Origin of the sequence: Malikia sp., from assembly GCF_028687635.1 — a bacterium.
Lineage (GTDB): Bacteria > Pseudomonadota > Gammaproteobacteria > Burkholderiales > Burkholderiaceae_C > Malikia.
The window spans coordinates 209,399-234,236 of sequence record NZ_JAQTZS010000001.1 but is presented as its reverse complement, the minus strand read 5'-3'; the positions used below and the strand labels follow the sequence as shown (position 1 = coordinate 234,236).

The following is a 24,838-nucleotide window of genomic DNA, read 5'->3' as shown; positions in this document are numbered from 1 at the left end:
AATTGGCGCCCGGAGGCGCCAATGACCTGTGACAGGTGTGCAGACCGATTATCGCGTGACGCTGCCGGTGGCAGTGCCGGAAGTGGTGCCGGTGCCGCCATCGTCAGAGACGGCAGCAACCACGACAGCGGCAGCGATGGCACCGACCACGAGGGTGGAGGTGGCGATGGTGCCAATGGCGGCGGTCGTCGCGGCGGCAGCGCCTACGCCGGTCCCGGCAGCGGCGCCAGTAGTGGCCGTGGTGCCGGTGGTGGCGCCGGTCGCAGATGCAGTCTGTGCCAGCACCGGTTGAGCAGCCAGGGCCAGCAGGGTGGAAGCAATGACTAACAGTTGAGTCGGTTTCATGGGGTTTCCCGGTAGGTTAAGTGATTTACGGTCCATTCTAGCAATGAAGAGCCCTTAGGGTTCAAGATGGCGCAGGATTTGAGTGTTGAAGCTGCGGGATCGATCTTCTTTCATGATAATCGCGACGGTAACGGCGCTGATTTATATTTGATTGAAGTAATTTCTTGATGAAAAAAATATCATTTTCTTTGATGAGCATGCTTCTGGCGACCCAGGGCCATGCCGGTGGTCAGGCTTGGGGTACGGCTTCCGACCTGCTGGCCGTGGGCCTGCCGACGCTGGCGGCGGCTTACACCTACCGTGACCGGGATGCCGACGGGGCGGCGCAATTGGCCTGGACGCTGGGTGCCACCGTGGGCAGTACCGAGATCCTGAAGTCCCGGGTCTCGGAGCAGCGGCCCGACCGGTCGGATGACAAGAGTTTTCCGTCCGGCCACACGGCGGTGGCGTTTGCCTCGGCGCGCTATCTGGACAAGCGCTACGCCGGACAGGTCAGCCCCTATCTGCTGTACGGCGCGGCCAGTCTGACCGCGCTGGCGCGGGTCCAGGCCGACAAGCATTACTGGAAAGACACGATCGCTGGTGGCGCCCTGGGCTATGCCTGGGCCGGGTATTTCACCGAGACCCAGGCGGGCGGCCGCATCAGCCTGCAGCCGGCCCCGCGCGGGGTGACCGTGGGCTGGCAGCGGCCCTGGTGATCAGGCCAGAATCAGACCAGACATGAGGCCCTTGTTGCATAACCGCTCCGTGTCGCGGGTGGCGTCTTTCGGCCATGCCCTGCGCGGCGTCAAGCTGCTGCTGGCCGGCCAGGTGAACGCGCGGCTGCATCTGCTGGCGGGTCTGCTGGTGGTGGCGCTGGGGGCCTGGCTGGGCATCGGCGCGCTCGAATGGGCGCTGCTGTCGGCGGTGATCGGTCTGGTGCTGTGCGCCGAGGCGCTCAATACCGGCATCGAGATCGTGGTGGATCTGGTCTCGCCCCAATGGCACCGGCTGGCGCGCGACGCCAAGGACGTGGCGGCGGCCGGCGTGCTGCTGGCCAGCCTGGGCGCGCTGGCGACCGGGGCCTGGATCTTCCTGCCACGGCTGCTGGTCCGCTGGTTGCCGGCCGGCTGAGTCGCGTCCCGGCGCTCAGAAGCCGCGCACTACCTCCAGCGCTTCCTCGATCCGCTCGACCGGATGGATCGTCATGCCTTCGAGCGCCTTGGCCAGGCCGCTGTCCGACTTCTTGGGCAGGTTGGCCTTGGGCACGATCGCTAGTCTGAAGCCGAGCTTGGCCGCTTCCTTCAGCCGCTCCTGGCCGCGCGGCGCCGGGCGCACCTCGCCGGCCAGGCCGACCTCGCCGAAGGCCAGGAAGCCCTGCGGCAGCGCCTTGCCGCGCAGGCTCGACGTGATGGCCAGCAGCACCGCGAGGTCGGCCGCCGGCTCGCCGATGCGCACGCCGCCGACCGCGTTGACGAACACGTCCTGGTCGGCGCAGGACAGGCCGGCGTGGCGGTGCAGCACCGCCAGCAGCATCGCCAGCCGGTCGCGGTCCAGCCCGACGCTCAGGCGCCTCGGGCTCGGGCCGCCGCTGTCGACCAGGGCCTGGATCTCGACCAGCAGCGGGCGCGTGCCTTCGAGCGTCACCAGCACGCAGCTGCCCGGCACCGGCTGGCTGTGCTGGCTCAGGAAGATCGCGCTCGGGTTGCTGACGCCCTTGAGGCCTTTTTCGGTCATGGCGAAGACGCCGATCTCGTTGACCGCGCCGAAGCGGTTCTTGATCGCGCGGATCAGCCGGTAGCTGCTGTGGGTGTCGCCCTCGAAATAGAGCACGGTGTCGACCATGTGCTCGAGCACGCGCGGGCCGGCCAGTGCGCCTTCCTTGGTCACATGGCCGACCAGCACGATCGCGACGCCGCTGGCCTTGGCCGCACGCGTCAGGTGCGCCGCGCATTCGCGCACCTGCGCCACCGAGCCCGGCGCCGAACTCAGCTGGTCGGAGTAGACGGTCTGGATCGAGTCGATCACCGCGATCGCGGGCCGCTTGGCGTCGAGCGTGGCCAGGATCTTCTCGAGCTGGATTTCGGCCAGCACCTTGACCTGGCTGTTGTCCAGCCCGAGCCGGCGCGACCGCAGCGCGACCTGGGCCCCGCTTTCCTCGCCGGTGACATAGAGCGTGGACAGGTTGGCGCGCTGCAGCGCGTCGAGCGCCTGCAGCAGCAGCGTCGACTTGCCGATGCCGGGGTCGCCGCCGATCAGCACCACGCCGCCCTCGACGATGCCGCCGCCGAGCACGCGGTCGAGCTCGCCCAGGCCGGTCGGCGTGCGCTCGACGTCGGAGGCCTCGATCTCGCTGAGCACCGTGAGCTCGGACGCGGGCGCCAGGCCCTTGGGCGTCGCGCTCAGGCGGTTCTTGCTGCCGCTGGGCGCCTCGGCGACGGTTTCCACCAGGCTGTTCCAGGCGCCGCAGCTCGGGCATTTGCCGAGCCAGCGCGTGCTGGTGCCGCCGCATTTGTTGCAGACGTAGAGGGACTTGTCTTTGGCCATGGCGGCGACTGTAGCAGCCGCGACTCCGGTGCGCGGCGCGGCTTCAGGCTGGCTGCAGGAAGGCTATCACCGCGCCGAGGTGCGCCGACTCGAAGTCGCTCAGCGCGTGGTCGCCGCCTTCGACCAGCCGCCGCCGCGCGCCGGGGTGGCGAGCCACCATCTCGCGCCAGTCCAGCACCTCGTCGCCCTTGGCCGCGATCAGCAGGCAGCGCTCGGGGTGGGACAGATGGCCGGTTTCGATGGTGCGTAGCTCATCGATGTGCTCGGGGCCGAAGTGGAAGTTCTGCTGCGGGTCGTGCCAGTGGCTCTGTTCGCCGATGTACTTCGCCAGGTCGCGCGAAGGGTGTACCGCCGGGTTGATCAGCACCAGCCTGGCGCAGCCGGTCTCGGTCGCCAGGCGCGCCGCATAGCAGCCGCCCAGCGATGAGCCGATCACGGCCATCGACTCGCGCGGCCAGTCGGCGGTCAGTTCGCGTATCAGCGTCATCGCCGCGGCGGGCGAGGGCGGTAGCTGCGGGCAGCACCAGGTCACGGCTGGATGCTCGCGCCGCATGCGCTCGGCCATCAGCCTGGCCTTGGTCGATTGCGGCGAGGAGCGGAAGCCGTGCAGGTAGAGCAGATGCGTGGTTTTCATGCGCGCAGGATAATCGCCCCCCATGTCCGTCGTGTTCGAAAAACCTCCCCTCTGGCAACGTCTGCGCCCGGCCTTCCAAGGCTTCGATGGCGTGCTGGCGCTGGCCGTCGCCTTGCTGGTCTGCGGCGGCATGCTCGTCATGTATTCGGTCGGCTACGACAACGGCAGCCGCTTCTACGACCATGGCCGCAACATGCTGATCGCGCTGGGCGTGATGTTCCTGGTCGCGCAGATTCCGCTGCAGCGGCTTTCCATGCTGGCGGTGCCGCTCTATTCGGTCGGCGTGGTGCTGCTGCTGGCGGTCGCGCTGTTCGGCATCACCAAGAAGGGCGCGACGCGCTGGATCAACGTCGGCGTCGTGATCCAGCCCAGCGAGATCATGAAGATCGCGATGCCGCTGATGCTGTCCTGGTGGTTCCAGAAGCGCGAGGGGGCGCTGCGTCCGCTCGATTTCTCGGTCGCGGGGCTGATCCTGCTGCTGCCGGTGGCGCTGATCATGAAGCAGCCCGACCTCGGCACGGCGCTGCTGGTGATGGCCTCGGGCCTGGCCGTGATCTTCTTCGCCGGCCTGAGCTGGAAGCTGATCCTGCCGCCCATCGTGCTGGGCGCCTTGGGCATCATCACGCTGGTCTGGATGGAGCCGCAGTGGTGCGCGCCCGATGTCGACTGGAAGATCCTGCACGAGTATCAGCGCCAGCGCGTCTGCACCCTGCTCGACCCGACGCGCGACCCGCTCGGCAAGGGCTTCCACATCCTGCAGGGCATGATCGCGATCGGCTCGGGCGGGGTCTGGGGCAAGGGCTTCATGCAGGGCACGCAGACCCACCTCGAATTCATCCCCGAGCGCACCACCGACTTCATCTTCGCGGCCTTCTCGGAGGAGTTCGGCCTGGTCGGCGTCTGCTGTCTGGCCGCGGCGCTGCTGTTCCTGATCACGCGCGGGCTCAAGATCGCGCTGGAGGGGCCGACGCTGTTCGCGCGCCTGCTGGCGGGCGCGGTGTCGATGATCTTCTTTGTCTATGGCTTCGTGAACATGGGCATGGTCAGCGGCATCCTGCCGGTGGTGGGGGTGCCGCTGCCCTTCATCAGCTATGGCGGCACCGCGATGGTGACGCTGGGCGCGGGCCTGGGCATCCTGATGGCGGTGGCGCGCGCCAAGCGGCTGGTGCAGACCTGAGGCACAAAACCTACAATGCGGGCATGATCGCCCGTGAACCTACCCTGGCCCGTCTGGCCGTTGCCCAAGACCTGCTGCTTTCGCCCTATGGCCTCGACGAGAAGCACCTCAAGCGCGCGCTGGGCGAGATCCTCGTGCCCGGCGTCGATGACGCCGACCTCTACTTTCAGTACACCCGCGCCGAGGGCTGGAGCCTGGAGGAGGGCATCGTCAAGACCGGCAGCTTCAGCATCGACCAGGGCGTGGGCGTGCGCGCCGTCAGCGGCGAGAAGACCGCCTTCGCCTATTCCGACGACCTGAGCTGGAGCGCGCTGCTCGACGCCGCCCACAGCGTGCGCGCGATCGGCGCCCAGGGCCAGAGCCTGAAGGCCAAGGTCGGCGCGCGCAAGGTCGCCAGGTCGCGCAGCCTGTACGCCGGCATGGACCCGATCGCCACGCTCGACAGCACCGAGAAGGTCGCGCTGCTGGAGAAGGTCGAGCGCCTGGCCAAGGCCAAGGACCCGCGCGTGGTGCAGGTGATGGCCGGGCTGGCCAGCGAGTACGACGTGGTGCTGGTGGCGCGCGCCGATGGCACGCTGGCGGCCGACGTGCGCCCGCTGGCGCGGCTGTCGGTGTCGGTGATCGCCGAGCAGGGCGGCCGGCGCGAGGCGGGCGGTTCGGGCGGTGGCGGGCGCTTCGGCCTCGACCGCTTCGATGACGCGCTGGTGCAGCAGTACGTGGACGAGGCGGTGCAGGCCGCGCTGACCAATCTGGAGTCGCGCCCGGCGCCGGCCGGCCAGATGACCGTGGTGCTGGGTCCGGGCTGGCCCGGCGTGCTGTTCCATGAGGCGGTTGGTCATGGCCTGGAAGGCGACTTCAACCGCAAGGGGTCCAGCGCCTTCAGCGGGCGCATCGGCCAGCGCGTCGCGGCCAAGGGCGTGACGGTGCTCGACGACGGCACCATCGCCGACCGCCGTGGCTCGCTCAACGTCGACGACGAGGGTTGCGCCAGCCAGAGGAACGTGCTGATCGAGGACGGCATCCTGAAGGGCTATATCCAGGACAGCCTGAACGCGCGCCTGATGGGCGTGGCGCCGACCGGCAACGGCCGGCGCGAGAGCTATGCCCACCTGCCGATGCCGCGCATGACCAACACCTACATGCTGGGCGGCGACAAGGACCCGCGGGAGATCATCGCCAGCATCAAGAAGGGCCTGTACGCGACCAACTTCGGCGGCGGCCAGGTCGACATCACCAGCGGCAAGTTCGTCTTCAGCGCCAACCAGGCCTGGTGGGTCGAGAACGGCCAGCTCCTCTACCCGGTCAAGGGCGCGACCATCGTCGGCAGCGGCCCGGAGGCGCTCAAGAAGATCACCTTGATCGGCAACGACCTCGCGCTCGACAGCGGCATTGGCAGCTGCGGCAAGGACGGCCAGAGCGTGCCGGTCGGCGTCGGCCAGCCCACGCTGCGCATCGAGGGTCTGACCGTCGGCGGCACCGCCTGAGCCGGGATTCCCGGTTTCCTGTGCTATATTGATTCGCATGAAGGCCAGCCGCTTTTACTTTGCCTGCTTCTTTGTCTCAAGCGTCACCGACGGCAGAGAGAGTTGAGCACGGCCCCAAGCGCCTAGCCCCTCACAAGAGACCGTCGGAAGCCCCGGCGGTTTTTTTTTGCCCTGTCACACCCGCATCCCTCACCTTCCAGGAGTTCACGCGATGAGCAAGCCCCACGCCCAAGCCACCGATGTCTGGGCCGCCCACCCGGCCGACCGCACCAGCCGCACCGACGACCAGCATATCCAGGACATCACCGTCCTGCCGCCGCCCGAGGACCTGATCCGCTTCTTCCCGATCGCGGGCAGCAAGACCGAGAAGCTGATCGCCGACACCCGCCGTGGCATCCACGACATCATCCAGGGCAAGGATGACCGGCTGCTGGTCGTGATCGGCCCCTGCTCGATCCATGACCCGGAAGCCGCGCTGGACTACGCGCGCCGCCTGCAGCCGCTGCGCGAGCAGTTCGCCGACACGCTGGAGATCGTGATGCGGGTCTACTTCGAGAAGCCGCGCACCACCGTGGGCTGGAAGGGCCTGATCAACGACCCCTACATGGACGAGAGCTACAAGATCGACGAGGGCCTGCGCATCGCGCGCCAGCTGCTGATCGACATCAACCGCCTGGGCCTGCCGGCGGCCAGCGAGTTCCTCGACACCATCAGCCCGCAGTACATCGGCGACCTGATCAGCTGGGGCGCGATCGGAGCGCGCACCACCGAGAGCCAGGTGCACCGCGAGCTGGCCTCGGGCATCTCGGCGCCGATCGGCTTCAAGAACGGCACCGATGGCAACATCAAGATCGCGACCGACGCGATCCAGTCCGCCAGCCGTGGCCACCATTTCCTGTCGGTGCACAAGAACGGCCAGGTCGCGATCGTGCACACCAAGGGCAACCCGGACTGCCATGTGATCCTGCGCGGCGGCAAGACGCCCAACTACGACGCGGCCAATGTCGCGGCGGCTTGCCAGGAGCTCGCGGCCGCCGGCCTGCCGGCGACGCTGATGGTCGACTGCAGCCACGGCAACAGCAGCAAGCAGCACGAGCGCCAGATCGTCGTCGCCGAGGACATCGCGGCCCAGATCCGCACCGGTTCGCGCCAGGTATTCGGCGTCATGGTCGAGAGCCACATCTTGGGCGGCGCGCAGAAGTTCACCCCGGGCAAGGACCAGGTGTCCAGTCTGGAATACGGCAAGAGCATCACCGACGCCTGCATCGACTGGGCCAGCTCGGTCCGGGTCATGCAGGCGCTGAGCGACGCGGTCCAGGCGCGTCGGGGCTGAGCCTCAGGCGGCCTTGGCCGCCAGCGCGTCGAGCAGCTTGCCGTGGATGCCGCCGAAGCCGCCATTGCTCATGCACAGCAGCTGGTCGCCCGGCAGCACGGCGGCCATCACCTGCTGGATCAGGCGGTCGATATCGCCCGCGACCTGCGCCCGCTCGCCCATCGGTGCCAGCGCGGCCTCGGCATCCCAGCCCAGCCCGCCGCCGTGGCAGAAGGCCAGGTCGGCCCCTTCCAGGCTCCAGGGCAGCTGGGCCTTCATGGTGCCGAGCTTCATGGTGTTGCTGCGCGGCTCGAAGATGGCCAGGATGCGCTGCTCCTGCTTGCCAGCCCTGTCGAGCTGGCGCCGCAGGCCGTCGACCGTGGTACGGATGGCGGTCGGGTGGTGCGCGAAGTCGTCATAGACCGTGACCATATCGCTGTTCTGGCCGTCCGGGCCGCCCAGCGCAACCTTGCCGCGCGTTTCCATGCGGCGCTTGACGTTCTGGAATTCCGACAGGCCGGCGGCGGCTTGCGCTGGCGTCACGCCCAGGTGCTCGGCGGCGGCGATCGCGGCCAGCGCGTTGAGCTGGTTGTGCTGCCCGCTCAAGCCCCATTGCACGCGCGCGACCGCGCGGCCCTGGAACAGCACGGCGAAGTCGCTGGCATCGCCCTCGGCGGTGAAGTCGCTGACCAGCGCGCCGAAGCTGCGCTGCTCGCTCCAGCAGCCTTGGTTGATCACGCGCGCCAGGCTTTCCTCGACCCCGTTGACCACGACGCGCCCGGTCGAGGGCACGGTGCGCAGCAGGTGGTGGAACTGGCGCTCGATCGCGGCCAGGTCGTCGAAGATGTCGGCGTGGTCGAATTCGAGGTTGTTGAGCACGGCCGTGTGCGGGCGGTAATGCACGAACTTGCTGCGCTTGTCGAAGAAGGCGGTGTCGTATTCGTCGGCCTCGATCACGAAGGCTTTGCCGCTGCCCAGCCGCGCCGAGACGCCGAAGTTCAGCGGCACGCCTCCGACCAGGAAGCCCGGCTGCAGTCCGGCATGCTCCAGGATCCAGGCCAGCATCGAGGTGGTGGTGGTCTTGCCGTGGGTGCCGGCGACCGCCAGCACATGGCGGCCCCGCAGGATATGTTCGGCCAGCCATTGCGGGCCGCTGGTGTAGCGGGCGCCAGCGTCGAGTATCGCTTCCATCAGCGGGAATTTCGGCGATCCATCGGGCAGGCGCGCGCGCGAGACCACGTTGCCGACCACGAAGACATCGGGCTTGAGTGCCATCTGCTCGGCGCCGAAGCCCTCGATCAGCTCGATGCCGAGCGCGCGCAGCTGGTCGCTCATCGGCGGGTAGACGCCGGCATCGCAGCCGGTGACCTGGTGGCCCGCCTCGCGCGCCAGCGCGGCGAGTCCTCCCATGAAGGTGCCGCAGATTCCGAGAATGTGTATGTGCATGGGGAGATTATCAGACGTGCGATGCCTCGGCCGTGGTGTCCGGCCCGCCGCCGGCCCAGCGGTCCAGCGCCAGGTAGATCACCGGGGTGATGTAGAGCGTGACCGCCTGCGAGAACACCAGTCCGCCGACCACCGCCAGTCCCAGCGGCTGGCGCAGCTCGGCGCCGGCGCCCAGGCCCAGCGCCAGCGGCAGCGCGCCCATCAGCGCGGCCAGCGTCGTCATCATGATGGGTCGGAAGCGCAGCACGCAGGCTTCGCGGATCGCCTGCGCCGGCGTCATGCCGTGGTGGCGCTGCGCGTCGAGCGCGAAGTCGATCATCATGATCGCGTTCTTCTTGACGATGCCGATCAGCAGCAGGATGCCGATGGTCGCGATCAGCGTCAGGTCCTGCTTGAACAGCAGCAGCGTCGCGAGCGCGCCGACCGCCGCCGAGGGCAGGCCGGCCAGGATCGTGATCGGGTGGATATAGCTCTCGTAGAGCACGCCCAGCAGCACGTAGATCACCAGCAGCGCGGCCAGGATCAGCACCGTCTGGCTGCCCTGCGAGCTCTGGAACACCGCCGCGTCGCCACCATAGCGGGTGATGATGGAGCTCGGCATGCCGATCTCGCTGCGCAGCGCATCGATGCGGGCCGTCGCGTCGCCCAGCGCCACGCCAGGCGCCAGGTTGAACGACACCGTGATCGCCTGCAGCTGGCCGACATGGTTGATCGCGGTCGGGCCGACGCCGCGCTCCACGCTCGCGAAGGCCGACAGCGGCACCAGGGTGCCGGTGCTGGCGCGCACGTAGATGGCGCCGAAGGCGCTCTCGTCCTGCTTGGCCTCGGGCGCGACCTCCATGATGACCTGGTAGCTGTCGGTCGGCAGGTAGAGGGTCGAGACCTGGCGCTCGCCGAAGGCGCTGTAGAGCGCGTTGCGGATCGCGTCGATCGAGACCCCGAGCGTGTTGGCCCGTTCGCGGTCGATCTTGAGCTGGGCCTGCAGCCCGCGCAGCTGCGAGTCGCTGGTGACGTCACGGAACAGCGGGTCGGGGCGCAGCTTCTGCTGCAGCTGCTGCGCCCAGCTGTTGAGCTCATCGGCCTTGAGGCTTTGCAGGATGTACTGGTACTGCGCCTTGCTGGAGCGTCCGCCCAGCTGCAGGTTCTGCACCGGGCGCATGAAGACGCGCAGGCCCGGCACGGCGCGCAGCTGCTTGCGCAGCCCCTCGATCACCTGCTTGGCCGGCAGCCGTTCGCCGCGCTCCTTGAGCGTGATGAACATGCGGCCGCTGTTTTGCGAGCCGCTGCCGCCGTTGAACGAGCTGACCCGCAGGATGTTGGGGTCGGCGCGCATGATGGCGGCGGCGCTGTCCTGCAGCCGCACCATCTCGGGGAAGGACACGTCCTCGGCCGCCTCGGTGCTGACGCTGATCTGGCCGATGTCCTCCTCGGGGAAGAAGCCCTTGGGGATGATGACGAACAGCCAGGCCGTGGCCGCGAAGGTCGCGAGCGCCAGCAGCAGCATGCTGTTGCGTCGGCGCAGCGCCAGATCCAGGGTGCGGGTGTAGCCGCGCAGCGTGGCGTCGAAGCCGCGCTCGAAGGCCCGCACCAGCGCGCCCGGCGGCTTGTCGTGCACTTCAGCGTGCAGGAAGCGGCTGGCCAGCATCGGCACCAGCGTCAGCGAGACGAAGGCCGACACCAGGATGGCCAGCCCGACCACGACCGCGAACTCGTGGAACAGCAGGCCGATCACCCCCGGCATGAAGAAGATCGGGATGAACACCGCGACCAGCGAGGTCGAGATCGAGATGATCGTGAAGCCGACCTCGCGCGAGCCGCGCAGCGCCGCATGGAACGGGCTCTCGCCAGCCTCGACATGGCGCATGATGTTCTCCAACATCACGATCGCGTCGTCCACCACCAGGCCCACCGCCAGCGTCAGGCCGAGCAGCGAGATGTTGTCGAGGCTGTAGTTCAGGCCCCAGAGCAGGGCCACCGCGCCGACCAGCGAGACCGGCAGCGACAGCGCCGGGATCAGCGTCGCGACCGCGTGGCGCAGGAACAGGAAGATCACCAGCACCACCAGCGCGATGGTGCCGATCAGCGTCAGCGAGACATCGTGCAGGGCCTCGCGCACCGAGACCGAGCGGTCGTTGACCTGGGTCATGCGGACCGACTCCGGCAGTTGGGCGCGGATCTTCTGCAGCGCCTCCTTGACCGAGTCCACCACCCGCACCGTGTTGGCGCCGGGCTGGCGCTGGATGGCCAGCGTGATGGACGGTTCGCCGTCCAGGTTGCCGTAGGACTTGAGGGTTTCGACGCTGTCCTCGACGGTGGCGACATCGCGCAGACGCACCGGACCGCCCGGGCGGTTGAGCACGATCAGATCGGCGAACTCGGCCGCGTTGCCGAGCTGCCGGTTGGCCTGCAGCGTGAGCGTCTGGCGCTGGCCTTCGAGCGTGCCGACCGGGGTGTTGACGTTGGCCGCGCGCAGCGCGCTGGCGACCTCGTCGAGGCCGATGTTGCGCGCGGCGAGCGCGTCGGGTCGCACGCGCACCCGCACCGCGTAGCGCTTGGCGCCGTAGATGTTGACCTGCGCCACCCCGTCCAGGGTCGAGAGCGTGGGCGAGATCAGGTGCTCGGCGTAGTCGTGCAGCTCGGCCGGCGCCAGCGAGGGCGAGGTCAACGCGACCAGCAGCACCGGCGCGTCGGCCGGGTTGACCTTGCGGTAGGCCGGCTGGCTGGTCATGTCCTGCGGCAGCGAGCGCTGCGCGCGCAGCAGCGCGGCCTGCACATCGAGCGCGGCGCCGTCGATGGCGCGGCCCTCGACGAATTCCAGCGTCAGCGAGGTATTGCCCAAGGTGCTGGTCGAGCTGATCTGCGCCAGGCCCGGGATGGTCTGGAACTGCTTTTCCAGCGGCAGCGCGACCGAGGAGGCCATGGTCTCTGGACTGGCGCCCGGCAGCGAGGCCGAGACGTTGATCACCGGCGTGTCGTAGCTGGGCAGCGCCGCGACCGGGATCGAGCGGTAGCCGATGACCCCGGCCAGCACGATGGCCAGGTTCAGCAGCACCGTCATGACCGGGCGGCGGATGAAGAGTTCGGACAGGTTCATGGCGCGGCCTTGTCGGTCTTTGCTGCCTTGTCGCCCTGGCCAGTCTTGTCGCCTGCCGACTTGCGCTCGGAAATCGGCACGTCCGGGCGCAGGTTCTGGCGTCCGTCGACGACGACCTGGTCGCCCTCGTCCACGCCCGAAACGGCGGCATCGTCGCCCTGCGTCGCGAGCAGCTTGACCGGCTTTTGCACCGCCTTGCCGTCCTGCGCGACATACACGACGGGGCCGCGCGCGCTCTGGATCACGGCCTGCAACGGCACCACGACCGCATCCTCAAGCTGGCGGGTCTGCAGCGAGACCTTGACGAAGGCGCCAGGCCAGAGTTTTTGCTCGCGGTTGTCGAAGCGCGCCTTGGCCTTGACCGTGCCGGAGGCCGCGTCGACCACGCTGTCGACGAATTGCAGCCGGCCCTCAAGCGCCTGGGCCTGCTCTGGCAGCCTGGCCTCGACCCGGGCCTGGCCGGACTTGAGCAGCGCCAGCAGGTCTGGCAGCGCCGACTGCGGCAGGCTGAAGGCGATGTCGATCGGGTCGATCCGCGTGATGGTCGCCAGCGTCGTGACGTTGGCCTGCACCGAGCTGCCCGCGAACACGGGGACCAGGCCGACGCGGCCGGCGCTGGCCGCGCGGATCTGGCCATGGGACAGCGGCACCTGCGCGGCGGCCAGGCTGGCCTGGTCGGCCAGCAGGTTGGCCTGCTGCGAGTCGACGGCGGTCTGGCTGGTGTCCAGCGCGCCTTGCGAGATGAAGTTCTTCGCCAGCAGATCACGCGAGCGGGCCAGCTGGCGCTGGGCGTCGGCCAGCAGCACCTGGTCCTTGGCGATCTGCGCGCGCAGCTTGGCGACATTGGCCTCGTCGCTGCGCGTGTCGAGCGTGAACAGCAGATCGCCGGCGCGCACCTGCTGGCCCTCGCTGACATGCACCCGGCGGATCACGCCGCTGAGCTGGGGCTTGACATCGACCGCCGAAACCGGGGTCGCGCTGCCCGTGGCCGAGATCGATAGCTCCAGCTTGCGCCTGACCGCCGTCACCGTGCTGACCGGCACCGCTGGAGCGGCGGGTTTGGCGGCCGGTGCCGCCTCGCCGGCGCCCGATGCGGCCGGGCCTTTGTCCCCACAGGCGTTCAGCGCCAGCGCGCAGGCGACGGCAAGGGCTGCAGTGGCGAACGAGGTCGATAGCTTTTTCATTCTCTTGGTGCGTGCATGGCAATCGGGCATTATCGGAGCTTGCCGGTTTCAGATCCGGCGCACCCTGATCACCGCAGCGTCAACGCCGCGTCGCCCAGTCCGGCTAAAGCGCCGGCAGCCGCAACTCCGCCCGCAGCCCGCCGAGCTTCGACGGCTCCAGGCTGACCTGTCCGCCGTACAGCGCGGCGGTTTCCCTGGCGATCGCCAGCCCCAGGCCCGAGCCTGGCGTGCGTTCGTCGGCGCGCACGCCCCGCTCGAAGACCGCCCGGCGCTGCTCGGGGCTCAGGCCCGGTCCGTCGTCATCGATCGTGATGTGCAATTCGGCCCCGACCAGTCCGGCCTGCACCCTGACGCGGCGACTGGCCCACTTGCAGCCGTTGTCCAGCAGGTTGCCCACCAGCTCCTGCAGGTCCTGCGCTTCGCCCGCGAAGCGCAGCGTCGGGTCGATCAGGCCGGTTTCCACCACCAGGTCGGGCTTGTCCTCCCGATAGGCGTATACCTTGCGCATCACCCGCACCAGTCCCTCGATCACGGGACCCACCTCGGTGGCCTGCCCGGGCAGGCCGGAGCTGGAGCGGCGCGCCCGGCTCAGGTGCCAGTCGACCTGCTCGCGCACCTGGGCCACCTGCTCGCGCAGCTGTCGCGCCAGCGCCGGCCGCTCGATTCCGCTGTCGTTGGCGAGGTTGCCCATCACCGCCAGCGGCGTCTTGATCGCGTGCGCCAGGTTGCCAGCCAGATGGCGCGCGCGCTCGACCACCTGCTGGTGCTGGTCCAGCACCCGGTTGAAATCCTGCACCAGGGGCTCGACCTCGGTCGGAAAGCGGCCGTTCAGTCGCGGCGCGCTGCCGCCGCGCACCGCCTGCACGGCCGCTTGCAGGCTGCGCAGCGGCTTCAGGCCCAGGTGAACCTGTACCCAGGCCGCCGCCAGCAGGGCGGCCCCCAGGATGGCCAGGAACAGCGCCAGCAAGCCCGTGAACCGGGCCACGGCGGCCGCCAGCGCCGCATCGTCGGCCGCGACCAGCAGCCGCCAGGACGGCGCGGGGTTGGCCGGATCCGCCGGTGAGTCGCCGCGCTCCTCCGTCGGTGGCGCGATGAACTGCACCCGGCGTTCGAGCACCCGCAGCGACTGGCCGTCCGGGCCGGCGATCTGGTGGCGGTGGATTTCGTCGCGGGCCAGGCCGTCGTCGGGCACCGCCAGCTGATGGTCCCACAGCGAGCGTGAGCGCAGCACTGCCGCGCGCGCGGGTCCGGCCGCGCGTGACGGGGGATCGAGGCGCTCGATCTGCCAGTACAGGCCGGAGTAGGGCTTGTGCCAGCGCGGGTCGCTGGGCGGCGATTTCAGGCTCGGCGCCTGCCGCGGGTCGAGTTCGAACAGGGCGGTCAGCTGGTCGAGCTGCACCTGCAGCTGCGCCTCGAACTGCGCCGCCGCATGCTCCTGGAACAGCCTGGCCAGCGACCAGCCCGCACCCGCCAGCGCGACGACCAGGGTCAGCGCCGTCACGCCCAGCAGGCGCCAGCGCAGCGAACGCGGCCAGGCCTGCATGCGATCAGCCCTTGGCGCCGGGCAGGTTGAGCCGGTAGCCGAGGCCGCGCACCGTCTCGATCAGCTCCGGCGGCAGCTTCTTGCGCAGCCGGGCCACGAAGACCTCGATGGTGTTGGAGTCCCGCTCGGCGTCCTGGGCATACAGGTGCTCGGCGAGCGCGCTGCGCGACACCACTTCATTGGGGTGGTGCATGAGGTAGGACAGCAACCTGAACTCGTGCGCGGTCAGGCTCACCGGCTGGCCGTCCAGCGTCACCCGGGTGCTTCGGGTATCGAGCGTCAGTGGCCCGCATTGCAGCAGGGCGGACGCCAAGCCGCTGGCGCGGCGTATCAGCGCGCGCAGGCGGGCCAGCAGCTCCTCGGCATGGAAGGGCTTGGTCAGGTAATCGTCGGCGCCGGCGTCGATGCCGGCCACCTTCTCGTGCCACTGGTCGCGCGCGGTCAGGATCAGCACCGGCGCCGTCACGTCCTCGCTGCGCCAGCGCCTGAGCACGCTCAGCCCGTCGAGCACTGGCAGGCCCAGGTCCAGCACGATGGCGTCGTAGGGCTGCACGCCGCCCATGAACCAGGCCTCGCGGCCGTTGTCGGCATGGTCGACCGAATAGCCGGCCTCGGTCAGTACCCGCTGCAATTGAGCCGCCAGCGTCGTCTCGTCTTCCACCAGAAGGATGCGCATCAGCGTCTGTGTTCCCGTCGTTTGATGATCTGGGCGTCCCTGGCATCGACCTTGAGCTTGAGCAGGCCGCCGCCGCCTTGCAGGATCTTGAGTTCGTAGATCCAGCGTTCGCCTTCGCGGTCGAGTTCCACTTCCAGCACGTTGCCCGGATGCTCTTTCGCCACCCGCTCCAGTATCGCAGGCAGGGGCAGGATTTCACCGGCGAGCAGCGCGCTGCGGGCACGGTCCTGGTCGCTGTCGGCGCTGGCGTGCAGCGGCATCAATGTCGCGCTCAGGGCCAGGGCGAGCAGGCTCAAGGTGTTGCGCATCGGATCTTCCTCATGGTGTGGCGGATTGTGGAGGCGCCAGTCTGAACCCCGGATGAACGCGGGGTTCAGCTTGGGTCAAGCGGGGCTGGCGCAACATGGCCAGCAACCGATCCAACCCATCCAACCCAAGCCAGGGAGACCACCCTCATGCAACGCTTCACTTTTACCCGCCTGCCACTTTGTCTGGTCCTGACCCTGGGGCTGGTCTGGACCGGCGCCCAGGCTGCCGACACCAGCCTGGGCGAACAGCTCAACCGCTGGAGCGCCGCCGCCGGGGCGCCGGCCGACGCGGCACGCGGCAAGCGCTTCTTCGATGCCCGTCACGGCTCGGAGTGGTCCTGCTCCAGCTGCCACGGCATGCCACCGACCGGGCCGGGCAAGCATGCCAGCACCGGCAAGGGCATCGCTCCGCTGGCGCCGGCCTTCAATCCCAAGGCCTTCACCGAGGCGGCCAAGGTCGACAAATGGTTCCGGCGCAACTGCAAGGACGTGCTGAGCCGCGAGTGCAGCGCGGCCGAGAAGGCCGATGTGCTGGCCTATATCGGCAGCCTCAAGCCCTGATCCGCCAGGAGGAAACCCCATGTCGCTCCCCCGTTTTGCCAAAAGAATCTCCGGCTGGGCCGCTGTCTTGCCCGCCGTCCTGCTGCCCCTGGCCGCTTGCCTGACGGCCCCGGCGGCCATGGCCGACAGCCAGCCGCTGCAACCCCGGTCGATGCTGCCCGCCTACCAGCAGGAATGCGCCGCCTGCCACCTGGCCTATCCGCCCGGCCTGCTGCCCGCGCGGTCCTGGAACCACCTCATGGGCGGGCTCGACCGGCATTACGGCACCGACGCCTCGCTGGACCCGGCCGCCGTGCAGCAGATCAGCCAGTGGCTGCAGGCCAATGCCGGGACCTACAAGCGGGTGCAGGAGGCACCGCCGGAGGACCGCATCACGCGCTCGGCCTGGTTCCAGCGCAAGCACCGGGAGCTGGATGCCACCGTCTGGCGCCAGGCCAGCGTCAAGAGCGCGGCCAACTGCGCGGCCTGCCACACCCGAGCCGAGCAAGGCCGCTTCGACGAAGACGAACTGCGTTTCCCGGCCGGGCTGGATGCCCGCTATCGCCGCGCCTTCCAGGACTGAAGCCGGCTCAAGGAGATCGACATGAATATCGCAACCACTTCCGTGCCTGCCGCCGACCGGCTGGATCAGGCCGCGCCGCCCACCCGCCGCGTCATCGACGCGCCGACCCGGGTCTTCCACTGGCTGTTCGCGCTCTGCTTTGTCGGGGCCTACCTCACCGCCGACGGCGAGCGCCTGCGCCTGCTGCATGTGGTGCTGGGCTACACCCTGGCCGGGCTGCTCGCGTTCCGGGTGTTGTACGGGGTGCTGGGGCCGCGCCAGGCGCGCCTGTCAACGCTGTGGAACAAGCTCGGCAACGCGCCGTTCTGGCTGCGTTCCGTCAAGGCGGCCTGGTTCGAGCGCCCGGCCCAGGGCCGGCCGAAGGCCGTCAACTGGCGCCAGGGACAGAACCTGGCCATGGCCACGGCGGTCGTCGCCATGTTGCTGCTGGTGCTGCCATTGACGCTCAGCGGCTACGCCGTGTTCCACGAGTGGGGCGGCGACTGGCTGATCGAGCTGCTGGAAGAGGTCCACGAAGCCGTGGGCGAGCTCTTCCTGTGGGTCGTGCTGCTGCACCTGGGCCTGATCCTGCTGATGAGCCTGCTGCGGCGCAAGAACCAGGCGCTGCCCATGCTCACCGGGCGCGTCGAGGGCGCCGGCCCCGACCTGGCCAAGCGCAACCACCGCTGGCTGGCGCTGCTGCTGCTGGTCGGGGTCCTGTCCTACTGGGGCTGGGAATGGACCCAGGCGCCCACCCCAACCGCCGCCAGCGCCACTGTCGAGGAACAGTCGGAGCGGGATTGAACCCGATTACTCCACCGTGACGCTCTTGGCCAGGTTGCGCGGCTTGTCGACGTCGGTGCCGCGCGCGCAGGCCGTGTGATAGGACAGCAGCTGCAGCGGCACCACGTGCAGGATCGGGCTGAGCGCGCCGTAATGCTCGGGCATGCGGATCACGTGTACCCCCTCGCTGCTCTCGATGCGGGTGTCGCCGTCGGCCAGCACGTAGAGCACGCCGCCGCGCGCGCGCACCTCCTGCATATTGCTCTTGAGCTTCTCCAGCAGCGCGTCGTTCGGCGCCACCGTGACCACCGGCATCGCGCTCGTCACCAGCGCCAGCGGGCCATGCTTGAGCTCGCCGGCGGCATAGGCCTCGGCGTGGATGTAGGTGATCTCCTTGAGCTTCAAGGCGCCTTCCTGCGCTACCGGGTAATGCAGGCCGCGACCCAGGAAGAGGGCGTTTTCCTTGCTGGTGAAGTCCTGCGCCCAGCTGATCAGCTGCGGCTCCAGCGCCAGCACCGACTGCAGCGCGACCGGCAGGTGGCGCAGCGCCTTGAGGTAGTCGGCTTCCTGCGCCTCGCTGAGCCGGCCCTTGACCTGCGCCAGCGCCAGCGTCAGCAGGAACAGGCCGGCGAGCTGGGTCGTGAAGGCCTTGGTCGAGGCGACGCCGATCTCGACGCCGGCGCGCGTGACATAGGCCAGCTCGCACTCGCGCACCATCGCGCTGGTCGACACGTTGCAGATCGTCAGCGTGTGCGTCATGCCCAGGCTCTGCGCGTGGCGCAGCGCGGCCAGCGTGTCGGCGGTCTCGCCCGACTGGCTGATCGTCACCACCAGCGTCCTCGGGTCGGGCACCGAGTCGCGGTAGCGGTACTCGCTCGCGATCTCGACCTGGGTCGGCACCTTGGCGATCGACTCCAGCCAGTACTTGGCGGTGCAGCCGCTGTAGTAGCTGGTGCCGCAGGCCAGGATCAGCACCTTGTCGATCTCCTTGAACACGCGGTAGGCACCGTCGCCGAACAGCTCGGGCACGATGCCCTCGACGCCTTCGAGCGTGTCGGCCAGCGCACGCGGTTGCTCGAAGATTTCCTTTTGCATGTAGTGGCGGTAGGGGCCGAGCTCGACCGCGCCGCTGTGTGCCTGCACCGTCTTGACCGGACGCTGCGCGGCGTCGAGCGGCTGGCCTGCGGAGTCGCAGATCCAGTAGCGGCCCAGCTGCAGGTCGACCAGGTCGCCCTCGGCCAGGTAGACGATCTGGTCGGTCACGCCGGCCAGCGCCATCGCGTCGCTGGCCAGGAAGTACTCGCCTGCGCCCACGCCCAGCACCAGCGGCGAGCCGGCGCGCGCGCCGATCACCCGGTTCGGCTCGTCCTTGTGGAACACCGCGACCGCGTAGGCGCCATGCAGGCGGGCGGTGGCGACGCGCACCGCCTGGAACAGGTCGCCGTCATAGAGCGAGTCGACCAGGTGCGCGATCACCTCGGTGTCGGTCTGGCTCTCGAAGACATAGCCGCGACCCTGCAGCTCGGCGCGCAGCTCTTCATGGTTCTCGATGATGCCGTTGTGCACCAGCGCGACGCGGGCCGGGCGCGCCTGGGCCTGCGGGCCGGGGCCGTGGCTGAAATGGGGGTGCGCGTTGTGTACCGCCGGTGCCCCATGGGTGGCCCAGCGCGTGTGCGCGATGCCGGTGCCCGAGGCCAGGCCATCCTGATCGACCTGCTGCTGCAGTTCGGCCACCCGAGCCGTGCTGCGCGCGCGCTGCAGGCCGGACGGGGCCGGTGCCTGCGCGCCCTCGATTGCCGCGCCGCGGTGCACCGCGACACCACAGGAGTCATAGCCCCGGTATTCCAGCCGCTGCAGACCCTGGACCAGGATCGGGACGATATTGCGCGTGGAGACCGCGCCGACGATGCCGCACATAGCTTGCCCTTTTGATAGTCAATAAAGAAATGTTAAGGGGGCGTGAGAAAAATTGGCAAGCTTTTTTGACTCATTAATGATGGTTAATTTCTCCATGCCACATTTTTGATGATTTCTTTCATAGAATTACTTTTTATGGAAGAAATGATCCTGGACGACATCGACCTCAGGCTGCTGGCGGAACTGCAACGCGATGCCGCGCGCTCGAACCAGGCGCTGGCCGAGACCCTGCGCGTTTCGCCCGCGACCAGCCTGAGGCGCACCCGGCGCCTGGTCGAGCTCGGCGTGATCGAGCGCCAGGTCGCGCTGCTGCAGCCCGAACGGCTCGCCGCCGCGCTCGGCCACGGCCTGACCGCCCTGGTCGAGGTCAGCCTGGACCGCCAGGGCCAGGAGGCGCTCGATGCCTTCGAGGCCCGCGCCGTCGCCGACGCGGCGGTGCAGCAATGCTGGCGCGTCAGCCCGGGGCCGGACTTCGTGCTGGTGGTCGCCGTGCGCGACATGCCGGGCTACCAGCTGCTGGCGCAACGCCTGTTCACCCAGGATGCCAATGTGCGCAACGTGCGCGCCTTCTTCAGCCTCAAGCGTGCCAAGTTCGAGCCGACCCTGCCCCTGCCCGAGCCTGCGCGCGGCTGATCGGCCCCGTTGGCGCGCGCCGCGGCAGCGGCTATAGTGGCTGCAAACCGTTTGGGGAGCAATCCATGCCGACTTCGCGCCGCATCCTTGTCCGCTGGGCCTTCTGCCTGGCGGCCTGTGTCGTCCCGCTGGCGGCGGGCGCCCAGCAGCTGATCAGCATCAGGGCCAACGCCGCCAACCTGCGCGCCGCGCCCGGCAAGTCCGGCGAGGTGCTGTGGCAACTCGACCGCGGCTATCCGCTCGAGGTGCTCGAACGCCAGGGCCGCTGGCTCAAGGTGAGGGATTTCGAGGGTGATCAAGGCTGGGTGGCGGCCTCGACCACGGGTGCGCTGCCCTACCATGTGGTGCGGGCGCGCTCGGCCCGGCTGCGCGCCGGCCCGGGCGATGAGCATGCGGCGCTCGGCTACGCGGTCTACGGCCAGGTGCTGCGGACCGAACTGCGCGGCGCCGACTGGGTGCGCGTGCGGCTGGCGCCGGGACGCACCGCCTGGATCGCGCGCGACCTGCTCTGGGGCTGGTGAGGCCCCAGTGACTCCCGGGCTGCTTCAGCCCTTCTGCTTGCTCGGGCGCTTCCAGTTCGCGATGCTGAACTGCTTGCCGCGCGCCACCGTCAGCGCGCCGGCCGGCGTGTCCTTGGTCACGGTCGAGCCGCCGCCGACCGTGCCGCCGGCACCGATCGTGACGGGCGCGACCAGCACGCAGTTGCTGCCGACATGGACATCGGCCTCGATCACGGTGCGGTGCTTGTTGGCGCCGTCGTAGTTGGCCGTGATGCTGCCGGCGCCGTAGTTGACGCGCTCGCCCACGTCGGCATCGCCCAGGTAGGCCAGGTGGTTGGCCTTGGCGCCATCGGCCAGGGTCGAGTTCTTGACCTCGACGAAGTTGCCGATATGCACCTCGCGTCCCAGTTGCGCGCCGGGGCGCAGCCGCGCGAACGGGCCGATCAGCGCGCCAGCGCCGACGCTCACGCCGGCCTGCTCGCCGTCGATATGCGTGAACGGGTGGATCACCGCGCCGGCGCCGATCCTCGCGTTGGCGATCACGCAGTTGGCGCCGATGCGCACGCCCTCGCCGAGCTCGACCCGGCCCTCGAAGACGCAGTTGACGTCGATCTCGACGTCCTGGCCGCAGACCAGTTCGCCGCGCAGGTCGAAGCGCGCCGGGTCGGCCAGGCGCACGCCCGCGACCATCAGCTCGTCGGCCTGGCGGCGCTGGAAGGCGCGCTCAAGCTCGGCCAGCTGGGCCGGGCTGTTGACGCCGGCGACCTGCACCGCGTCGGTGATGCGGTGTCCGAGCACGCGCGCGCCGTCGGCGACCGCGAACTTCACGATGTCGGTCAGGTAGTACTCGTTCTGCGCGTTGTGGTTGTCCAGTCGCGCCAGCCAGCCGCGCAGCAATCGGGTCGGCAGCGCCATGATGCCGCTGTAGATCTCGGTGATGCGATGCTGCTCGTCGCTGGCGTCCTTGTGCTCGACGATGGCCTGCACGTCGCCGATCGCATTGCGCACGATGCGGCCGTAGCCGGTCGGGTCCGCCATCTCCAGCGTCAGCAGCGCCAGGTGTTCGCCGCCACAGACCTGCAGCAGCGCCTCCAGCGTCTCGGGCCGGGTCAGCGGTACATCGCCCGACAGCACCAGGGTGATGCCGTCATCGGCCAGCACCGGCAGCGCCTGCTGCACCGCGTGGCCGGTGCCGAGCTGCGGCTCCTGGCGCACGAAGTCGAGTGCCAGCGCCGCGCTGGCCAGCGGGCTGAGCGCGGCCTCGACCTGTTCTGCGCCGTGGCCGGTGATCACCACCGCCTGGCGCGCGCCCAGGCGCTGCGCGCAGGCGATCACATGCGCCGACAGGGCGCGTCCGGCCAGGCGCTGCAACACCTTGGGGTTCTTGCTCTTCATGCGCGTGCCCTTGCCGGCCGCCATGATCACCACATCCACGGGAAAGCTCATCAGAAAACTCCGTAATCGCGCCTCCCAGGCGCCATCTCGTCATTATCCGACGGCTGGCGGGGCGTTTTGCGGCTCAGGACCGTTCGTTCCACTGGACGCCCGGTCCGGTCGCGCCGTCGAAGCCCAGCCGGCTCAGCAGCGCCAGGTCCTCCGCGTGCTCGACGCCGACCGCGATGACGGCCATGCCCAGTGTCTGTGCCATCGTGCACAGACCGGTCAGGAACTCCTGGTTGCCGGCGTTGCCGCCGATGCCCCGCACATAGCCCGGATCCACCTTGATGTAGTCCAGTCCCAGGCTGGCGAGCTTGTCGCTCTCGACGAAGCGCTTGCCGAAATATTCGATGCCGACCTGGCAGCCCAGTGACTTGAGCCGGTGCGACAGGCTCTGGAAGGCTTCGAAATGACGCGAGACGCCGTATTCCGGCACTTCGAACAGCAGCCTGGAACAAAGCGCCGGATTGGCCTGCAGCAGTTCGGTCAGTTGGTTGCGAAAACCAAAGTCGGCAATCGTGTCGGCCGACAGGTTGATCGCCACCTTGCCGCTGCGTTCGCGCAGGCCCCTGATGGCCAGCTTCACCACGCCGAGGTCGATCGGCGCGGTCAGGTTGAGCTTGGCCGCCATCCACATGAAGTCGCCAGCCGACAGCGGCGCGCTGGCAACGTCCGTCTGCAGGCGCAGTGCCCCCTCGTGGTGCAGCAGCCACCCGTCCCGACATGAGAGCACCGGGAACAGGGCCAGGCTCAGGCGGTCGGTCTGAGCCATCGCCTCGGTCAGCAGGACGCGCCATTGTTCGGCTGGAATGGCGATCCGGGTCCTGCTGGCCTCGGGCGCATACCAGTTGTTGCGCCCCTTGGCCTGAGCCCGCGCCAGGGCCTGGTCGGCCCGCGTCAGCAGGTCGGCCAGGCCCTGGTGGCGCTCGTAATGCACCGCGGCGAGGTGGAACAGGTCGTGCCATTCAGACTGCCATTGCGGCAGCCAGTCGCGCAGCAGCCTTGCGTGCAGGGCCTGCGCTGCGGCGGCAGAGTCCTGGGTCGGACAGATGAGCGCGAACTTGCCACCCTTGAGCCGGCCGGCGCGCTGACCTTCCTGGGTGTCGGCCTGCAGCAGTTCGCCCAGCGACTTGAGCAGCTGGTCGGCGCGCTGGTGGCCCAGCTGCTTGTTGAGTGCGTTGAGATCCGCCAGCCGCAGCATGATCAGGCTGCCGGAGGAGCCGTGCTGCTCGCCACCCAGGACCTCACGCAGCTGCGACAGGAAATGGTCGCGGTTGGACAGTCCGGTGACGGCATCGTGGTTGACCCGGTCGCGCAGCACCTCAAGTCGCTGCGCTTCCTCGGTGAACATCGCCTTGATGCGGCCCACCATGTCGTTCATGGCTCGGGTGACGGCGCGCAGCTCGGAGGTGCGCGGCTCTTTCACCGTCTGGAAGCGTCGCTCGGCCAGTGCCTGCGCCTGTGCCACCACTTCAAGCAGCGGTCTTGTGAACCAGCGCACGAGCCAGGTGCCGATGCCCCCGGCGACCAGACAACCCAGCACGAACCAGCGCAGCAGTTCCAGCATGCCGTCCCACAGGCTCTGGTAGGCGTACTGGTCATGGCTGGCGAGCGTCAGCGTGCCGTACTGTTTCCAGCCGTCCTGGATCAGCGCCTGGCCGGGCTCGGTGTGGATCGGAAACAGCCTGGTGAACCATGGGGGTACGTCACCGAAGTCGCCGCTGTAGGTCTGTTCGAACAGTTTCTGGCCATTCGGCGAGGTAATGCGGATGAAGCGGTAGTGGCCGAGGTCGAACTGCGCGGCCAGCAGCAGCCCCACCGTCGTCGGATCCTTGTTCATCTGGCTCAGCGATAGCGCGATCGAGGTCGCATTGTCGAGGTTCTTGACCTGCAGTTGCTGCTCCAGGTAGTGGCGTGTCGAGTACAGGTTGACCGCCAGGCTGGTGCCGAAGGCCGCTGCCATGATCAATGCAATGGCCAGCCAGATCTGCTTGACAAGTGTCATGCCGCCCCCTTCCTGGGTTGCTTTTTTCATAACTTTACGCCTTCTGTCTTCATTCTGCTGAGCAGGTCGCGCCAGCGCGACAGGCGTGCCGTCGGGTCCGCTGCGGCTGGTTTCTCGCTGCCCGGCACCCAGAGGCCCTGGGTGTTGAAGCTGAAGACGGGAGTCAGGTCGGGTCGGGAGGCGGCGGGCCTGATGCCGTTGACCAGGTTGTCCAGGAGCAGGGGTTCGCCGGTGGGGTCGGCGTAATAGCCCAGCACCATGTGCGCCTCGCTGTTGCCGCTGGCGGCACTGCCCAAGCGTGCCCGCACATAGATCAGGCGCAGCCTCTCGGACGGTACACCCAGCATCAGCAGCGAGACATATTTGGCGATCGCGAATTCCTCGCAGTCGCCCTGGGATCGCCGCATGAACTCGATCGGCGTGGCCCAGTAGTCCGATACGCCCCAGGCGGCCTGGTCGGTCGTGAAGCGCAGGCGGCGGTTGAAGAACTGGTTGACGGCCTGGAGCTGCTCATCCATGGGCAGTGGCCGCGATTCTTCGAGCAGGCGCCGCCAAGCCGTCACCGTTTCGTTGCCGGATTCACCGTAGTGCTCCAGGCCAGTCTGGGCCATCGCCGCGCACAGCAGCCATCCGCCCAGCCAGGCCAGAACGCTGCGCAGGGCCTGCCGGCCGCTCGGGAAAATGAAGGCGATCGGGCGCATGGCGTCATCATCGTAGCCGCCTTTGAGGGAA

The 24,838-nt window shown here is 68.7% G+C and carries 23 protein-coding genes; 10 read left to right on the top strand and 13 right to left on the bottom strand.

The features are described 5' to 3' along the window. Window positions 1-48: 48 nt before the first annotated feature. Window positions 49-345, bottom strand: coding sequence for a hypothetical protein (locus PHR85_RS01200; protein WP_300049450.1), 297 nt, complete (start codon window positions 343-345; stop codon window positions 49-51). 191 nt (window positions 346-536) lie between these two features. On the opposite strand from PHR85_RS01200, the gene PHR85_RS01195 reads away from it, so the two are divergent. Together PHR85_RS01195 and PHR85_RS01190 are read left to right on the top strand one after the other, a co-directional pair. Further along, window positions 537-1,043, top strand: a complete 507-nt coding sequence (locus PHR85_RS01195; protein WP_300049448.1) for a phosphatase PAP2 family protein — start codon at window positions 537-539, stop codon at window positions 1,041-1,043. Window positions 1,044-1,077: 34 nt separating this feature from the next. Further along, window positions 1,078-1,458: a diacylglycerol kinase family protein gene (locus PHR85_RS01190; RefSeq protein ID WP_300049446.1), complete on the top strand. Its 381-nt coding sequence runs from the start codon at window positions 1,078-1,080 to the stop codon at window positions 1,456-1,458. A gap of 15 nt (window positions 1,459-1,473) precedes the next feature. Here the strand turns inward: PHR85_RS01190 and radA are convergent, their stop codons facing one another. Next, entirely contained in the window at window positions 1,474-2,871 is a 1,398-nt protein-coding gene (radA, locus tag PHR85_RS01185; RefSeq protein WP_300049444.1) for a DNA repair protein RadA, read from the bottom strand. Between the two features lie 43 nt (window positions 2,872-2,914). Continuing rightward, window positions 2,915-3,505, bottom strand: a complete 591-nt coding sequence (locus PHR85_RS01180) for a YqiA/YcfP family alpha/beta fold hydrolase (protein WP_300049442.1) — start codon at window positions 3,503-3,505, stop codon at window positions 2,915-2,917. A 22-nt stretch (window positions 3,506-3,527) separates the two neighbouring features. Here PHR85_RS01180 and rodA point away from each other — a divergent pair, with 22 nt between their 5' ends. From rodA to PHR85_RS01165, 3 genes are all read left to right on the top strand, one after another. Continuing rightward, window positions 3,528-4,682, top strand: a complete 1,155-nt coding sequence (rodA, locus tag PHR85_RS01175) for a rod shape-determining protein RodA (RefSeq protein ID WP_300049441.1) — start codon at window positions 3,528-3,530, stop codon at window positions 4,680-4,682. Window positions 4,683-4,705: 23 nt separating this feature from the next. After that, window positions 4,706-6,166 carry a metalloprotease TldD gene (gene tldD / locus PHR85_RS01170; protein WP_300049439.1) on the top strand — a complete coding sequence of 487 codons (1,461 nt, stop codon included), beginning with the start codon at window positions 4,706-4,708 and terminating at the stop codon, window positions 6,164-6,166. A gap of 211 nt (window positions 6,167-6,377) precedes the next feature. Beyond that, window positions 6,378-7,499 carry a 3-deoxy-7-phosphoheptulonate synthase gene (locus PHR85_RS01165; protein ID WP_300049437.1) on the top strand — a complete coding sequence of 374 codons (1,122 nt, stop codon included), beginning with the start codon at window positions 6,378-6,380 and terminating at the stop codon, window positions 7,497-7,499. Window positions 7,500-7,502: 3 nt separating this feature from the next. Here the strand turns inward: PHR85_RS01165 and mpl are convergent, their stop codons facing one another. The 6 genes from mpl to PHR85_RS01135 all read right to left on the bottom strand — a co-directional run bounded on the left by mpl (window position 7,503) and on the right by PHR85_RS01135 (window position 15,729). After that, a complete protein-coding gene (gene mpl, locus PHR85_RS01160; protein WP_300049436.1) occupies window positions 7,503-8,924 on the bottom strand; it encodes a UDP-N-acetylmuramate:L-alanyl-gamma-D-glutamyl-meso-diaminopimelate ligase in 1,422 nt (473 codons plus the stop codon). 10 nt (window positions 8,925-8,934) lie between these two features. Then, a complete protein-coding gene (locus PHR85_RS01155; protein WP_300049434.1) occupies window positions 8,935-12,018 on the bottom strand; it encodes an efflux RND transporter permease subunit in 3,084 nt (1,027 codons plus the stop codon). Next, window positions 12,015-13,202: an efflux RND transporter periplasmic adaptor subunit gene (locus PHR85_RS01150; protein WP_300049432.1), complete on the bottom strand. Its 1,188-nt coding sequence runs from the start codon at window positions 13,200-13,202 to the stop codon at window positions 12,015-12,017. Before PHR85_RS01150 ends, PHR85_RS01155 begins: the two co-directional genes overlap by 4 nt. A gap of 103 nt (window positions 13,203-13,305) precedes the next feature. Further along, window positions 13,306-14,745: an ATP-binding protein gene (locus PHR85_RS01145; RefSeq protein WP_300049430.1), complete on the bottom strand. Its 1,440-nt coding sequence runs from the start codon at window positions 14,743-14,745 to the stop codon at window positions 13,306-13,308. Window positions 14,746-14,749: 4 nt separating this feature from the next. Then, window positions 14,750-15,421: a response regulator transcription factor gene (locus PHR85_RS01140; protein ID WP_300049428.1), complete on the bottom strand. Its 672-nt coding sequence runs from the start codon at window positions 15,419-15,421 to the stop codon at window positions 14,750-14,752. After that, entirely contained in the window at window positions 15,421-15,729 is a 309-nt protein-coding gene (locus PHR85_RS01135) for a PepSY domain-containing protein (protein ID WP_300049426.1), read from the bottom strand. The genes PHR85_RS01140 and PHR85_RS01135 overlap by 1 nt, the downstream gene beginning before the upstream one ends. Before the next feature lie 147 nt (window positions 15,730-15,876). Between PHR85_RS01135 and PHR85_RS01130 the strand changes: the two genes are divergently transcribed. The 3 genes from PHR85_RS01130 to PHR85_RS01120 are packed head-to-tail and all read left to right on the top strand — an operon-like array spanning window position 15,877 to window position 17,635. Further along, window positions 15,877-16,290 (top strand): DUF1924 domain-containing protein, encoded by a 414-nt coding sequence (locus PHR85_RS01130; protein WP_300049424.1) that lies wholly within the window; start codon window positions 15,877-15,879, stop codon window positions 16,288-16,290. A 19-nt stretch (window positions 16,291-16,309) separates the two neighbouring features. Next, entirely contained in the window at window positions 16,310-16,852 is a 543-nt protein-coding gene (locus PHR85_RS01125) for a diheme cytochrome c (protein WP_300049422.1), read from the top strand. A gap of 21 nt (window positions 16,853-16,873) precedes the next feature. Further along, a complete protein-coding gene (locus tag PHR85_RS01120) occupies window positions 16,874-17,635 on the top strand; it encodes a cytochrome b/b6 domain-containing protein (protein ID WP_300049420.1) in 762 nt (253 codons plus the stop codon). Between the two features lie 6 nt (window positions 17,636-17,641). Here the strand turns inward: PHR85_RS01120 and glmS are convergent, their stop codons facing one another. Next, window positions 17,642-19,531, bottom strand: coding sequence for a glutamine--fructose-6-phosphate transaminase (isomerizing) (gene glmS / locus PHR85_RS01115; protein ID WP_300049418.1), 1,890 nt, complete (start codon window positions 19,529-19,531; stop codon window positions 17,642-17,644). A gap of 135 nt (window positions 19,532-19,666) precedes the next feature. Here glmS and PHR85_RS01110 point away from each other — a divergent pair, with 135 nt between their 5' ends. Next, window positions 19,667-20,164 (top strand): Lrp/AsnC family transcriptional regulator, encoded by a 498-nt coding sequence (locus tag PHR85_RS01110; protein WP_300049416.1) that lies wholly within the window; start codon window positions 19,667-19,669, stop codon window positions 20,162-20,164. A 65-nt stretch (window positions 20,165-20,229) separates the two neighbouring features. Continuing rightward, complete coding sequence (locus PHR85_RS01105) at window positions 20,230-20,685, top strand: SH3 domain-containing protein (protein ID WP_300049414.1); 456 nt, start codon at window positions 20,230-20,232, stop codon at window positions 20,683-20,685. 24 nt (window positions 20,686-20,709) lie between these two features. Here PHR85_RS01105 and glmU read toward each other — a convergent pair whose 3' ends face one another. The 3 genes from glmU to PHR85_RS01090 all read right to left on the bottom strand — a co-directional run bounded on the left by glmU (window position 20,710) and on the right by PHR85_RS01090 (window position 24,807). Next, entirely contained in the window at window positions 20,710-22,110 is a 1,401-nt protein-coding gene (gene glmU, locus PHR85_RS01100) for a bifunctional UDP-N-acetylglucosamine diphosphorylase/glucosamine-1-phosphate N-acetyltransferase GlmU (protein ID WP_300049412.1), read from the bottom strand. A 73-nt stretch (window positions 22,111-22,183) separates the two neighbouring features. Then, window positions 22,184-24,106, bottom strand: coding sequence for a LapD/MoxY N-terminal periplasmic domain-containing protein (locus PHR85_RS01095; RefSeq protein WP_300049410.1), 1,923 nt, complete (start codon window positions 24,104-24,106; stop codon window positions 22,184-22,186). A 26-nt stretch (window positions 24,107-24,132) separates the two neighbouring features. Then, window positions 24,133-24,807: a transglutaminase-like cysteine peptidase gene (locus PHR85_RS01090; protein WP_300049408.1), complete on the bottom strand. Its 675-nt coding sequence runs from the start codon at window positions 24,805-24,807 to the stop codon at window positions 24,133-24,135. Window positions 24,808-24,838: the final 31 nt, after the last annotated feature.